The sequence below is a fragment of the Paraburkholderia oxyphila NBRC 105797 genome (assembly GCF_000685075.1).
Classification (GTDB): domain Bacteria; phylum Pseudomonadota; class Gammaproteobacteria; order Burkholderiales; family Burkholderiaceae; genus Paraburkholderia; species Paraburkholderia oxyphila.
Genome location: NZ_BAYD01000175.1, coordinates 1 through 13,052, shown reverse-complemented (window position 1 = coordinate 13,052; position 13,052 = coordinate 1). Strand labels below are relative to the sequence as shown.

Sequence of the window (13,052 nt, the reverse complement as noted above, 5' to 3'; positions counted from 1 at the left end):
CCGCGAATACAAGTTAAGGCCAACGCCATGAAGAACAACAACAAATCAATTCTCTACCCGCGGGCGGCGCGCCCCACTTCACTCACAGTGAGCCACGAGCGCAGTCTCGTCATCCAAACGCCGCAACCTCGCATAAACCACGACCGCAAACATGCAAAGCGCAATAGCAACTTCCAGAGCGGCACGCGTACCCGACGCCTCCATCAACTCGCCCCCGGCGATCGACCCCACCCCAAATCCAAGCGCAAGAAATCCCGGCGAAAGCGCAGCAAAACGCCCCACAAGATCATACTGCGGGATCGTCGCGAAGATCAGCAGCGCACCACCGGTCCAGCAAACGATGAACACGACCGAGCCAAGCGCGAACGTCAGCGGCGAAGGCGGCAACGCGAGCGAAGCCGCAGCAACCACACACCCCGTGAGATTGATCAGCGTCCAGCGCCGCAAGCCGCCCCCCACACCGAGCTTCGGCATAAACCAGCAAGCAGCAAGACTCACGAGATTGGCGGCCGCCAGCACGATGGAAATATACGAGCCGCGCAATCCCGCATCGGCGCCAATTTTCTCCAGGAATGTCCACACGACGCCCACGCCGCCATACAACGCAAACAGCGCTACGAGCGAGAGCAGCGCGTCGCCCTTGTCAACGCGCCCTGCCGCTGCCTGTTGCGGCGTCGACAGCGTCTCGCCGCGCTCGAACCACCCTGCGACGCAAGCGAACGGCACGGACAGCACCGCCACGAACGTGAAGACACCAGCCGCGCCCCATGCGGCGCCCAGCGCCGGAATCACGAACGCAAGCAACGCCATCCCCCAGAGCACCTGCCCCATCACCAGCATGCCGAGATGCCGCTCGGGCGTGCTCGTGTACGAGAGATACCGCATCGCAATGCCATTGAGCGCCCCCGATCCCACGCCCGCCACGCAACGCAAAAGCGCAAACGCAACAAATCCATGCACGCCGAGCGTCGCGAGATTCGCGGCTGCCGCCAGCACCGCCGCGGCAACAAGCACGCGCCGAACCGGCTGGCGTGCCAGCACGAACGCCACGAGCAACGCACCACACGACATGCCGAACACTTCGGCAAAGACCGCAACGCCCAGCGTCGCCTCGCCGAACGCCCAATGCTGTGCGACCTGTCCAACCACCGCGGGCAGCCCCATGAACACCGTCGGCGAGAACACGCCGAGGGCCACCATTGCCGCGACGAACGCAGGCTGCGCTCGTCGTGTGCCGTTTTCCTTATTCATTGCACCATCCTGTCTCGAGCCCGGGCCGCGCGACCCGGGCTGTGCGCCCCGAACTGTCTCCTCTACACGCGCACGGCGCAGCGCCGCGCGCGTTACTTCGAAAGCACCCTCGCCTTGACCCGGTCGGCCCGGATCACGCGCAACGCGTCACGCGTGCAGCGCCTCCCGCGCGAAATCGCCCTGCGCGTGCGTGACCTCGCCGTTCATCATCGTCAGGCCCACCTCGACCTTGCCGATCTCGTACTTGCCCACCTCGAACAGGTCGCGCTCGAGCACGATGAGGTCCGCGCGCTTGCCCACGGTCAGCGAGCCAATCTCGTGCTCCATGCCGAGCTGGTACGCACCGTGGATCGTGTACGCGGCAATCAGCTGCGGGATACTCAGGCGCTCGTTGATGTCGGGGAACACGGGCGCATCGGGCTCGCCGGCAAGCTGGCGCGTGTGGCCCGACTCGATGTGCTCGACGGGGTGGTGCTGGCATCGGCACTGGCAGGCCAGCCCATCCATGCCGATCGACACCGTCACGCCCTCCTCGATGAAGGTGCGGAACTTGTACATGCTGCTCCAGCGCTTCTCGCCGTAGAACTCGCGAATCGCCTTCGTATAGGTGTCGACCACGCCCCATTGCAGCTGCGTGTTAGCGAGCACGCCCAAGCGACGGAAACGCGGAATATCGGCCGGATGCGTGAGGAACGCATGCGTGATCACGTGGCGGCGATCGCGCGGCGGATTGAGCGTGTTGGCGCGCTCGATCGCGTCGAGCGCGCCGCGCACGGCCGCGTCGCCCACGCAGTGCACCATGATGTCGACGCCGTTGCGGTCGGCCTCCAGCACGAAGCGGTTGAAGTCCTCGATCGGCGTGTTCGGCTCGCCGCAATAATGCGGCCGGTCCGCATACGGCTCCAGCAGATAGGCCGTATGGTTCATCTCGGTGCCGTCGAGAAACAGCTTGAGCGTGCGCGCCTTCACGAGCGGCGACTGATAGCGCGCGCGATACGCGAGGATCGTTTCCACCGGGTCGCGCGTTGCCTCGATGGCCGCATAGCTGCCCACCACGCGCAGCTTGAGCGCGCGGTCGCGCTCCATGCGCATCAAGGTCTCGTACAGCCACGTCTGATCGCCGCTCGGGTCGATGAAGCCGGCATCGAAGACGGTCGTGATGCCCGCCGCCACCAGCTTCTTTTGCCACTTCACGAACGAGTCGTAGTAGAGCTCGCCCCACGGCGGCAGAAAGCCGGCAGCGGAGAGGCGGCGCATGAGCAGCGAATAAGCGGCGCCGTCGACGATCACGCCCGTGGGCTCGCCCGACACCGGATCCTTTTCGAACCAGCTCGCACCCTCTTCGACAGGCGGCGTGGACGCGTCGATCCCGCCAACCTCGAGCGCCTTCGAGTTCACCCACATCGTGTGAAAGTCGGTCGAAAGCAGGCAGACCGGACGATCGGCGCAGATCGCGTCGAGCGTCTCGCGATTGAGCAGCTCGGCAGGCATGGCCGCCTGCACCCAGCCCATGCCGATGATGCTTTTCTCGTGCGGGTGCGCTTCGACATAGGCACGCAGCGCGTCCAGCACCTGCTGCGGATCTTCGAAGTTGATGAACGCCTGCGCGGCGAATGCCGTGGTGGAGAAATGCCAGTGCGATTCGACGAAGCCCGGCAGCATCAGCCGGCCGCCGGCGTCGATCGTGCGCGTATGCGCTCCGGCAAAGCGCTGCGCGCCAAGCGTATCGCCGACGAAGACGATCCTGCCCTCGCGCACCGCAACCGCGCTCGCCCAGGGGCAATGCGGATCGACGGTATAGGCCCGCGCATTCGTGAAAATGACGTCGGCCGGCGTCTCCTTGTGTTCGTTCTGTAGATTCATGGCGGGATTCAAAGTGGAAATTCAACGTGCCTTTGATCCAAGGCAGGCGACAAAGGTATCGGCTCGCTCCGCCCAGGTATGCCCTACTCGAAGGAGGGCAACCCGCAATTTCCCGCGCGGCGCGCGCGTCTGGGCCGGCACGGGCGATCCGCTGCGCATCGCGCCAATCCGGCGGATGCGGCTCGTGGAGCCGATGCGCGGCCGCGATACTGGACGAATTCACGGATATTGGCGGCGCGGGCTTTCTGATAATGTTCCGCGCAAGACTGACAAGAGGACTGACCGGGGGTGACACCATGCAACTGAACGTCGACCCATTCAATCAAAGCGCCCGATACCTCAATGTGCCGATCAGGTCGATGGGCGAGGTCGTCGAAGCCGTCGGACTGCCACACTTCGTGCGCCGCCTCACGCTGTTTCTGAACGATCTCGTGCCGCTCGACTATGTGCACGTCGAGCGTTCGCGCCTCGACAGCCGCTCGCCGCTCGGTTATCGCAGCGAGTGGCTCGGCAGCGGTGCCGTGAACGAAGCGCAGTCCGTCGTCGACGATGTGATGTCGCTCTACTACGAGCGGTTTCAGGCCCTCGACCCGCTATTCGCGGACATCCGGACCACCGTGGGGACGCATCTCGTGGTGCGCGACATGAGCCAGGTGCCCGCCGGCGAGTTTCGCGAGCGGATTTTCGACAGCCGTGAGGTCGCGCACGAGTGCGTGCTGACGAAGAGCGACCGGCGCACGCAATGCTCGCTCGCGCTCGTGCGGCGCGATCATCTCCCGCCGTTTTCGCTCGCAGACCTGAATTATCTGAGGCACCTCGGCGACCTGCTTTTTCCGCTGCTGGAGCTGCACGCGTCCACGGCTGCGATCAAGCGGACCACCAACGCCGTGGTCGATACCGATCCGCTCGCGCTATTCGACGCGCGCATCGCGAGCGACGGCATCCGGCTTTCGAAGCGCGAATACGACACCTGCAGGCATTTGATCAGAGGGCACACGGTGCCGGAGATCGCGACGATTCTGGGTGTGCTGCAAACGACCGCGAAATCGTACGTGCAGCGCGCGTTCGCGAAGCTCGGAGTGAGGACGCGGCGCGAGTTGGCGCAATGGGCGTTGGGGCAGGCCGCGCAAAAGGAAACTGCCGGCTGAATGCATGTGTAAGCGCTATGCCTTCACCACCGCCAATCCAGCCTCCTCGATCGGGCGAATCAATCGGGCGGGCGCGGCCGCGTCGACGATGAGCGTCTGCGCGAGACCCAAATCGCCGATGCGGTATTGCGAAGCCGCATTGAGCTTTGAGGCGCAGGCCAGTACGACCGTCTCCGCCGCACGCGCCGCGAGCGCCCGCTTGACGTACGCTTCCTCGTAATCGCCGGTGCTCAGCCCGGCCTTCGCGTGCACGCCGGTCACGCCCATGAAGTACAGGTCGGCATGCACGTGTGAGATGGCCTCCACGGCGGCCGCACCCACGCTCACCACCGAGTGCTTGTAGAGCTTCCCGCCGATCAGCAGGACTTCCACCGCTGGATGCGCGGCCAGCGCGACGGCAATGCTCGGGCTGTGCGTGACCACCGTTGCCGCGAGATCGGGCGCGAGGCATTGCACGAGCAGCGCGGACGTCGTCCCGCCGTCGACGATCACCACCTGGCCGGGCTCGATCATGCTCGCCGCCTTGCGCGCGACGCGGCGCTTGGCGTCCACGTCCATGTCCTCGCGCTCGGCAAGCGGCGCGACCGCCGCCGAGGCGGGCAAGGCCCCACCATGCACGCGCTGCACGCGCCCCTGAGCCGCCAGCTCGCGCAAATCCCTGCGCACCGTGTCTTCCGATACGCCAAACCTCGCACTCAGTTCACCCGCCAGCACCTGGCCGTCGCGCGCCAGCGCTTCGAGGATGGCCTTCTTTCTTTGATCTGTCAGCATCGGTTGCACGAATTTTCTTGAACCTGCACGAGTCTGCACGTTACCATGGACCGCATTGAATGTCGACCATCGCATGGAGCCGCCCGTGACCGCCACCCAAGACCGAGTCCGTATCGTCGAAACTGCCGTGCTTTCGGACAATTGGTACGTGCTCAAGAAGATCACCTTCGATTTCCTGCGCCGTAACGGCACGTGGCAGCGCCAGAGCCGCGAAGCCTACGACCGCGGCAACGGCGCCACGATCCTGCTGCACAACCCCGCGACTGGCAACGTCGTGCTCACGCGGCAATTCCGCATGCCGGTGTTCATCAATGGCCACGACGGCATGCTGATCGAAGCGGCAGCTGGTCTGCTCGACGATGCCACGCCCGAGGCACGCATATGCGCCGAGGCCGAGGAAGAGACTGGCTTTCGCGTGCGCAACCTGCGCAAGGTATTCGAGGCCTATATGAGTCCCGGCTCCGTCACGGAAAAGCTCTACTTCTACGTGGGCGAGTATGACGACGCCGGACGCACCGGCCACGGCGGCGGCATCGAGGACGAAGGTGAGGATATCGAAGTGATTGAAATGCCGTTGCACGAAGCATTGGCCGCAATCGAGCGCGGCGAAATTGTGGACGGCAAGACCATCATGCTGCTCCAGTACGCGGCGCTGCACGAATACGCGAACGGCCGCCAGCGCTAACGCTCAGCCGCTACAATGCCCGGCAGGACTTCATCTGGATAGAGCCCCCATGTACATCGTCTCGCTGACCTACATCGCCTCGCTCGAGCGCATCGACGACGCCCTTCCTGCCCATCGCGACTGGCTCGATGCACAGTTCGCCGCCGGCAATTTCGTGGCAGCGGGCCCGAAGGTGCCGCGCGACGGCGGCGTGATCCTCGCTTCGAACATGGAGCGCGCGCGGCTCGACGCCCTGCTCGCGACCGATCCGTTTGCCGAACAGGGTCTCGTCGCCTACACCATCACGGAGTTCAAAGCCACACGTCTCGCGCCGGGCCTGAACCTGCCGCGGCCCGAAGCCTCATGAAAGTCGAAAACTCGGAACTCGAAGCCTTCGTCGCCGTGGCGGAGCTCGGCACGTTTCATCGCGCCGCCGAAAAGCTGCACCTCACGCAGCCGGGGCTCTCGCGCCGCATCCAGAAGCTCGAGCAGGCGCTGGGCGTCGAGCTCTTTCACCGCACCACGCGCAGCGTCACGCTCACGGGCGTGGGCCGCCAGTTCCTGCCGATGGCGCGCGAGCAGATCGCGCAGCTCGGCATGATGCTCACCTCCATCCAGGAGATCGCCGAAAAGCGCTACGGCAAGGTGCGCGTCTCGAGCATCCCCACCGTGGTGGCGCGCCTGCTGCCCGACGTGCTGCGCCAGTACGCGCGCAAGTATCCGCAAATCGGCGTGCAGATCCTCGACGGCAATCACGACTTCGTGCTCTCGCAAGTGCGCGCGGGACTCGCCGAATTCGGCGTGAGCCTGCATCCCGGCGACGACGAAGACCTCGTGTTCGAGCCGCTGTTCGAGGACCGTTACGTGCTCGCCGTGCACCGCGACGACCCGCTCGCGCAGGCCGAATCGCTCACGCTCGGCGACCTGCGCCACGCGAAGCTCGTGATCGGCGGACGCGACAGCGGCAATCGCCTGCTGCTCGAAATGCTGATGAGCCAGGAGTCCGTACGGCTGCGCTGGTTCTACGAAGTCGAGCACATCTCGTGCGTGGCCGCGCTGGTCGCCGCTGGCGTGGGCTGCGCGATCCTGCCCGAAAGCGCTGTGGGCGAAACGGGCGCCCTCGCCTCGCCCGCCGTACGCGCCGTGCCGCTCGCGAGCCCCGCGATCGCCCGCACGGTGGGCATCGTGCGCCATCGCACCGTGTCCATGTCGAGCATGGCAGCCGACCTGTGCGCGCTCGTGAAGGCCGCAGCGGGCTGACGCGGTGGCCTGACACCGTGGCCTGACACGGTGGCCTCACGCAGCAACCTCACGCAGCGGCCTGAAATCCGCCGGCTCGCGTTTGCAGGCGCTCCCCCGGCGCACGATGGACCGTTTGATAGCATTTGCGCATGAATCGCGAGCAGACTCGCATTGGACGCCCGCAAATTGGCCACCGACGATACGGTAAAGCACAGTGCCAATAGCAAGGAGCCTCCATGCATTTCGACGTCATTCTGCGCCGCGGCGAGCTCATCGACGGCACCGGCGCGCCCCGCTTCAGCGCCGACGTAGGCGTGAGCGGCGAGCGCATCGCCGCCATCGGCGATTTGAGCGGCGCAACGGCCACGGACGAGATTGACGTTGCGGGCCATATCGTCGCCCCCGGTTTCATCGACAGCCATACGCACGACGACGCCTTCGTCCTGACCGACCCCGGCGTCGAGCCCAAGATCTGCCAGGGCGTGACCACCGTGGTCGCCGGCAACTGCGGCATCAGCCTCGCGCCGCTGCGCGCGGAACGCGAAGTCCCGCAGCCGCTCGATCTGCTCGGCGCGTGGCAGGCATTCCGCTTTCCCTCCTTCGCCGAGTATCTCGCCGCGCTCGACGCCACGCCCGCCGCCGTGAATACGGTGGCGCTGGTGGGCCATTCGACGCTGCGCGTGCGCCACATGAGCGATCTGCAACGCGAGGCCAACGCCCAGGAGATCGCCGCCATGTCCGCCGACGTGCGCGAGGCGATGAGCGCGGGCGCCTTCGGCGTGTCGTCGGGCACCTTCTACCCGCCCGCCGCCGCTGCAACGCAGCAAGAGCTGATCGACGTCTGCGCGCCGCTGCGCGAGACGGGGGGCGTATTCGCCACGCACCTGCGCGACGAAACCGCCGAGATCATGGCGTCCCTCGAAGAGGCCTTCGCGATCGGCCGCGCGCTCGACGTGCGCGTCGTGCTCTCGCACCACAAGGTCGCCGGCAAGGAAAATCATGGCCGCTCGGTGCAAACGCTCGCGCGCATCGACGCCCAGCGCGCGCTGCAGCCGCTATGCCTCGACTGCCACCCCTATCCGGCCACCTCGACGATGCTGCGCGCGGACCGCATCCGCCAGTCTTCACACGTGATGCTCGCCTGGTCGAAGCCGCATCCCGAGCTCGCGGGGCGCGACTTTCACGAACTGCTGCCGCGCTTCGGCGGCTCCATCGAAGCCGCCATCGAAGCGCTGCGCCCCGCGGGCGCCATCTACTTCGTGATGGACGAGCGCGACGTCGAGCGCATCTTCCAGCACGAGATGACGATGGTGGGCTCGGACGGCCTGCCCAACGACACGCGGCCGCATCCGCGCCTGTGGGGCACATTTCCGCGCGTGCTGGGCGAATTCTCGCGCACGCGCGGCCTGTTTCCGCTCGAAGCGGCCGTGCGCAAGATGACCGGCCTCACCGCCGAGCAGTTCGGCATCGAGGCGCGCGGGCACCTGAAAGTGGGCCACTACGCCGACCTCGTGGTGTTCGATCCCGCGCGCGTGATCGACCGCGCGACCTTCGCTCAGCCCACGCTGCGCCCCGAGGGCATCGAGCACGTCTACGTCAACGGCCAGGCCGTGCTCTCGCACGCGGAGCCAACCGGCAATCGACCCGGGCGCGCGCTGCGCCGCCAGCAAGCGGACGCGGCTTCGGCAAGTGCACCCGCCACGCCGCCGGACGCATCATCGAACACATCGTCGAACCCAACCCCACACGCAACCGCGCACGCCTGACGCGTGCAACCTGGCAGGGAGTGATCATGGCAAGTACCGACGGGGCGGCTCGCACGCCCGGCATGCAGTCCGGCGCGCAATCGTATGCGAGCCTCGACGCGCCCGATATCGACACGCTCTATGGCAAGCTCACGCGCCGCATCATTCCGCTGATCCTCGTGTGCTACTTCTTCGGCTACCTGGACCGCGTGAACGTGGGTTTCGCGAAGCTGCAGATGGTGAACGATCTTCAGTTATCCGAAGCGGCATACGGTGTGGGCGCGGGACTGTTCTTCATCGGCTACCTGCTGCTGCAGATCCCCGCGGGCTGGCTCGTCAAGCGCATCGGCGTGAAGAAGTGCATCGCGGGCTCGATGCTCGCGTGGGGCCTCGTCTCCATCGCGACGCTCGCCACGCGCGACCAGACCAGCTTCTACGCGCTGCGCTTCCTGCTGGGCGTGACCGAGGCGAGTTTCTTCCCGGCCGTGATCGCTTACTTCAGTGTGTGGTTTCCGTCGCGCCGGCTCTCGAAGGTGATGGCGCTGCTGTTTCTGGCGATGCCGCTGGGCGTGGTGATCGGCGGACCGCTCTCGGGCTGGATCATGGACGCCGCGCACGGCGGACTCGGCCTGCGCGGCTGGCAGTGGATGTTCCTGATCGAAGGCCTGCCTGCGGTGCTGCTTGGCTTCTACCTGCTCGCCACGGTCACTGAGCGCATCGACGACGCCCACTGGCTCAGCGACGCCGAAAAGCGCATGGTCCACGCCGAAATGGCCACGGAAGCCGAAGGCAAACGCGCGCATCTGGGCGCGGCGCTGCGCGAGCCCACACTGTGGCTGCTCTTTTTCACCTCGTTTCTCTACAACGTGGGCAACTACGGGCTGATATTCTGGATGCCCACCATGATCAAGGCGCTCGGCTCGCTCAGCAACTTCGCGATCGGCCTGATCAGCGCGGTGCCTTATCTCGTGGCATCCGTGGCGATGGTCGCGAACGCGCAGCATTCGGTGCGCACCGGCGAGCGCCGCTGGCACACCGCCCTGCCCGTGATCGTGGGCGGCGTGGCGCTGCTCGCGAGCGTGGGCATGCGCGCGCATCCGGTGCTGGCCGTTGCCTGCCTGACCGTGGGCGTGGCCGGCATCATGAGCACGCTCGCGATGTTCTGGAGCTTGCCTTCACGCATCCTCGCCGGCGACGCGGCCGCTAGCGGCGCGGGCCTCGTGAACATCGGCGCGGCCGTCGCGGGCTTCGTGGGACCGTCGATCATGGGCTACCTCAAGGGCCTCACCGGCAGCACCGAGATGGGCGTCGCGCTGCTCGCACTTGCGCTCTTCAGCGCGGCGGCGCTCATCCTCGCAATTCCGCGCCGCTACATGGGACGCGCATGAGCACGGCGCCGCTGCCTCGCGATGCGCGCTCGCTGGCCCGCGAGGTCCGTGCGGGCCGCGCGAGCGCCGAAGCATTCGTACGCGCAGCGCTCGCCGATATCGCCGTGCGCGACGCACGGCACAATGCCGTTTCGATGATCTTCGAAGCACGCGCGCTGGACGACGCGCGCCGCGTGGACGCCACCGTGCGCGCGGGCCGCGATCCTGGGCCGCTCGCGGGCGTGCCATTTCTGGTGAAGAGCAACTTCGACGTGGCCGGCTACACGACCGTGGCGGGCTCGCCCGCACGGCTCGCGCTGCCGCCCGCGCAAACGGACGCCACGCTAGTCGCGCACTTGTGCGCGGCGGGTGCGGTGCCGCTCGGCGCCACGCACATGGACGAACTCGCGTGCGGTGCCACCGGCGAGAATCCGCACTTTGGCGCGGTACGCCTGCCCGCGGATCCCACGCGCATGACGGGCGGCTCGTCGAGCGGCTCGGCGGCGGCCGTCGCGGCCGGCTACGTGACGCTCGCGCTCGGCAGCGACACCAACGGATCGATCCGCGCGCCGGCTGCGCTATGCGGCGTGTGGGGCGTGAAGCCAGACAACGGCCGGCTCGCGATGCAGGGATGTCTGCCCTATGCCGCATCGCTCGACGTGGCGGGCGGGTTCGCGCGTACCTTCGCCAATCTCGTTGCGCTTTATGAAGCGCTGCTTGGCGCGCAGGGCCATGCAGAGGCCACCCGCGTGCGCGCCGCGATATCCAGCCAGCAACCATTGCGCGTGGCCGTGCTCACCGGAGGCTTCGAGCAGTTCGCCGATGCGCACGCGCGTCGTGCCGTGCGGCGCGCTGCTGCGTGCTTCGAGCACACAGCGGCGGAGCCCGTCGAAGAAGCCTTGCTCGAAGACTCACGCGCCGCCGCGCTCACGATCTCCAACTACGAACTGGCACGCGCGCATCGCGCGCTGCTGGACGCCGATCCCTCGCACGTCTCCGAACGCCTGCGCACGCGCATCGTCACCGGTCTTTCGACGAGCGAAGCGGCCTACGCACAGGCGCTTGCGCAACGAGCAACATGGTGTGGGTACATGAGCGCCCTCTTCGCGCGCTACGACGTGCTCATCGCACCCGCCACGCCTTGTGCGCCCCCGCGTTTCGCCGATGCCACCATCGACGTGAACGGCACGGCGCTCGAACCCGCAAAGGCGCTTGGCCGGCTCACGCAGCCCATTTCGTTCGCGGCACTGCCTGTCGTGAGCGCGCCCTGCCACGCGCCGGGCGAGTTGCCTTCGGGCGTGCAATTGATCGGCGCGCCCGGAACGCTTGCTGCGTGCTTCGTCGCGGCGCGGCGCATCGCCGTGCAGCGCGGCGAAGACGTGAATGCCATCTGACGCCACGCGGCTCGCAGAAACGGCGCCGCCGCTACGGCGCCCTTATTGCGCCTGCATCATCCCCGACCAGACGATCTCCAGCTCCACGCCAATCGAGCGCGCGAGGCCGTCCAGGCCCGGAAACAGCGAGGCGTTCGTGATGTTCATGCGGTAGAGCCACTTCATGGCGTCCATGCGGATGCGTGCGGGCAGCACGATCTGATGCAGCAGTTCCTCGTTGCTTTCGTAGCCGTCGAGAATGGCCTGCAACGGCTTGTCGATCACACCGGGCACGACGAAGGTGCCCGACTGCGCCACGAGCCGGTCGTCCATTTCGGTGGGCTCGCCTGACCAGAGAATTTCGTTGGTATTGCAGAAAAAATAGCGTTCGAAGTGACCGGGCACGCGCGGGTCGATCACGTCGCGCGTGAGTACCGGATCGGCTTTCGGGCGGGCGCGGTTGTTCCAGAGCGCGGGGGTGTTGAGCGCGTAGACGGCGGCGTCGCCGGTCGCGCGTTCGAGCGCGAAGAAGGCCGCCACGAACGGGCTCTTCGTGAAGTCGAGCAGGCGGGTGGGCGCGCCGTGGTGCTGCATGAGCGCGAGACAGCGCAGATCGTCGGCGAGTATGGCGGGATGCGCGAGGAAGTTGTGTGCCTTGCGGCGAAACACGCGGATTGCGCGCTCCTCGCGGGCGCGCCATTGGTTGCGGTCGTCTACGAAGTCGTGCATGTAGCGCGAGAGCGAGCTCTCCAGCCGCCATTGGGCGTTTTGCTGCCCGCGGAATGCCCAGCCGTCGAGCTGGGTGGTCAGCTCCATGAACTGGTTCCAGTTGGTGAGTTCGGTGGTTTGCATGAGTGGCGTCCTGGGCGGCGCGAGGCCCTTGGGGCGATTGTCTGGCGGATCGCGCGTGTGCGTGCGTGCGTGCGTGCGTGTGCGTGCGTGCGTGCGTGCGTGCGTGCGTCTGACACGCTATCACAGTGACGATTACATCGTGAAGTCAATAGGGTGCATCGGTGGCCAGTTGATCATGGCCCTTGCAGCGTGGGCCCGTTGGGCGATTGCCCATTTGCTCGGGCTTTTTTGTTGTGGGTCTTTCCGGCTATCGCGTTTACTTGTTTTCGCGGCGGGCCGCAAGCGTTGCCCCTGTGCGGGGCGGCACCTACTTTTCTTTGCAGCCGCAAAGAAAAGTAGGCAAAAGAAAGCGGCTCACACCGCCAGTGTGACGCAGTCCCCCACTGCCCTGTCAACCGGAGTGGCTCCGGGGCATCCGTCTCCTCGCACACTCCACGTTAGTGACAAGGGGCTCATTCTTCCCGCCACGCGCTACGCGCGGGCGGAAAGGTCTGCAAGGAAAACCGGGCGGGCGGGCCGGCGAATACGCTGGGGGTGCCACCCGGTAAGTGCGCGAAGGTGCGGACCGGTAAATGCGCGGGAGTGCTGATCGGTGAATGCACGGGCGTGCTGGTTGGCGAATGTGTGAGCAAGCCGTCGATCGAATACGTTGGAGTCCTACGAAAACACTTGAATCCCACTGGCTTTGGTTATACCCCACGGCGCGCGCAGCGCCGCCGGATGGATGAGCCCTTAGTCACTCCGGCGTGTAGCAAGTGATGGCAGACGCCCCGGAG

The 13,052-nt window shown here is 66.3% G+C and carries 11 protein-coding genes; 7 read left to right on the top strand and 4 right to left on the bottom strand.

All coding sequences use genetic code 11. From position 1 onward, the window contains the following. Window positions 1-78: 78 nt before the first annotated feature. On the bottom strand, window positions 79-1,251 hold the full coding sequence (locus tag BO1_RS55680) for an MFS transporter (RefSeq protein WP_043289085.1): 1,173 nt from the start codon (window positions 1,249-1,251) through the stop codon (window positions 79-81). Between the two features lie 147 nt (window positions 1,252-1,398). Further along, window positions 1,399-3,114 (bottom strand): amidohydrolase, encoded by a 1,716-nt coding sequence (locus tag BO1_RS46400; RefSeq protein WP_028223407.1) that lies wholly within the window; start codon window positions 3,112-3,114, stop codon window positions 1,399-1,401. A gap of 296 nt (window positions 3,115-3,410) precedes the next feature. Here BO1_RS46400 and BO1_RS55675 point away from each other — a divergent pair, with 296 nt between their 5' ends. Then, window positions 3,411-4,262: a helix-turn-helix transcriptional regulator gene (locus tag BO1_RS55675; RefSeq protein ID WP_043289084.1), complete on the top strand. Its 852-nt coding sequence runs from the start codon at window positions 3,411-3,413 to the stop codon at window positions 4,260-4,262. Window positions 4,263-4,277: 15 nt separating this feature from the next. Here BO1_RS55675 and BO1_RS46390 read toward each other — a convergent pair whose 3' ends face one another. Beyond that, window positions 4,278-5,033 carry a DeoR/GlpR family DNA-binding transcription regulator gene (locus BO1_RS46390; RefSeq protein WP_028223406.1) on the bottom strand — a complete coding sequence of 252 codons (756 nt, stop codon included), beginning with the start codon at window positions 5,031-5,033 and terminating at the stop codon, window positions 4,278-4,280. A gap of 85 nt (window positions 5,034-5,118) precedes the next feature. Here BO1_RS46390 and BO1_RS46385 point away from each other — a divergent pair, with 85 nt between their 5' ends. The 6 genes from BO1_RS46385 (at window position 5,119) to BO1_RS46360 (ending at window position 11,445) form a co-directional block, all read left to right on the top strand. Next, a complete protein-coding gene (locus BO1_RS46385; protein WP_028223405.1) occupies window positions 5,119-5,718 on the top strand; it encodes an NUDIX domain-containing protein in 600 nt (199 codons plus the stop codon). 49 nt (window positions 5,719-5,767) lie between these two features. Beyond that, window positions 5,768-6,064 (top strand): YciI family protein, encoded by a 297-nt coding sequence (locus BO1_RS46380; protein WP_028223404.1) that lies wholly within the window; start codon window positions 5,768-5,770, stop codon window positions 6,062-6,064. After that, entirely contained in the window at window positions 6,061-6,957 is an 897-nt protein-coding gene (locus BO1_RS46375) for a LysR family transcriptional regulator (RefSeq protein WP_028223403.1), read from the top strand. Before BO1_RS46380 ends, BO1_RS46375 begins: the two co-directional genes overlap by 4 nt. A gap of 218 nt (window positions 6,958-7,175) precedes the next feature. Further along, the gene (locus BO1_RS55670; protein WP_084688808.1) at window positions 7,176-8,705 is read left to right on the top strand and encodes an N-acyl-D-amino-acid deacylase family protein; all 1,530 of its coding nucleotides are present in this window, start codon (window positions 7,176-7,178) and stop codon (window positions 8,703-8,705) included. Between the two features lie 26 nt (window positions 8,706-8,731). Beyond that, entirely contained in the window at window positions 8,732-10,072 is a 1,341-nt protein-coding gene (locus BO1_RS46365) for an MFS transporter (RefSeq protein ID WP_028223402.1), read from the top strand. Further along, window positions 10,069-11,445 carry an amidase family protein gene (locus tag BO1_RS46360; protein ID WP_028223401.1) on the top strand — a complete coding sequence of 459 codons (1,377 nt, stop codon included), beginning with the start codon at window positions 10,069-10,071 and terminating at the stop codon, window positions 11,443-11,445. The genes BO1_RS46365 and BO1_RS46360 overlap by 4 nt, the downstream gene beginning before the upstream one ends. Window positions 11,446-11,487: 42 nt before the next feature. Here the strand turns inward: BO1_RS46360 and BO1_RS46355 are convergent, their stop codons facing one another. Then, window positions 11,488-12,276 carry an FRG domain-containing protein gene (locus BO1_RS46355; protein WP_028223400.1) on the bottom strand — a complete coding sequence of 263 codons (789 nt, stop codon included), beginning with the start codon at window positions 12,274-12,276 and terminating at the stop codon, window positions 11,488-11,490. Window positions 12,277-13,052: the final 776 nt, after the last annotated feature.

Excerpts from the sequence above, each read along its gene's own strand:
- BO1_RS46380 (WP_028223404.1), top strand. The coding sequence starts at position 5,768 with ATGTACATCGTCTCGCTGACCTACATCGCCTCGCTCGAGCGCATCGAC.
- BO1_RS46375 (WP_028223403.1), top strand. The coding sequence starts at position 6,061 with ATGAAAGTCGAAAACTCGGAACTCGAAGCCTTCGTCGCCGTGGCGGAG.
- BO1_RS46365 (WP_028223402.1), top strand. The coding sequence starts at position 8,732 with ATGGCAAGTACCGACGGGGCGGCTCGCACGCCCGGCATGCAGTCCGGC.
- BO1_RS46355 (WP_028223400.1), bottom strand. The coding sequence starts at position 12,276 with ATGCAAACCACCGAACTCACCAACTGGAACCAGTTCATGGAGCTGACC.
- BO1_RS46400 (WP_028223407.1), bottom strand. The coding sequence starts at position 3,114 with ATGAATCTACAGAACGAACACAAGGAGACGCCGGCCGACGTCATTTTC.
- BO1_RS55675 (WP_043289084.1), top strand. The coding sequence starts at position 3,411 with ATGCAACTGAACGTCGACCCATTCAATCAAAGCGCCCGATACCTCAAT.
- BO1_RS46390 (WP_028223406.1), bottom strand. The coding sequence starts at position 5,033 with ATGCTGACAGATCAAAGAAAGAAGGCCATCCTCGAAGCGCTGGCGCGC.
- BO1_RS46360 (WP_028223401.1), top strand. The coding sequence starts at position 10,069 with ATGAGCACGGCGCCGCTGCCTCGCGATGCGCGCTCGCTGGCCCGCGAG.
- BO1_RS55670 (WP_084688808.1), top strand. The coding sequence starts at position 7,176 with ATGCATTTCGACGTCATTCTGCGCCGCGGCGAGCTCATCGACGGCACC.
- BO1_RS55680 (WP_043289085.1), bottom strand. The coding sequence starts at position 1,251 with ATGAATAAGGAAAACGGCACACGACGAGCGCAGCCTGCGTTCGTCGCG.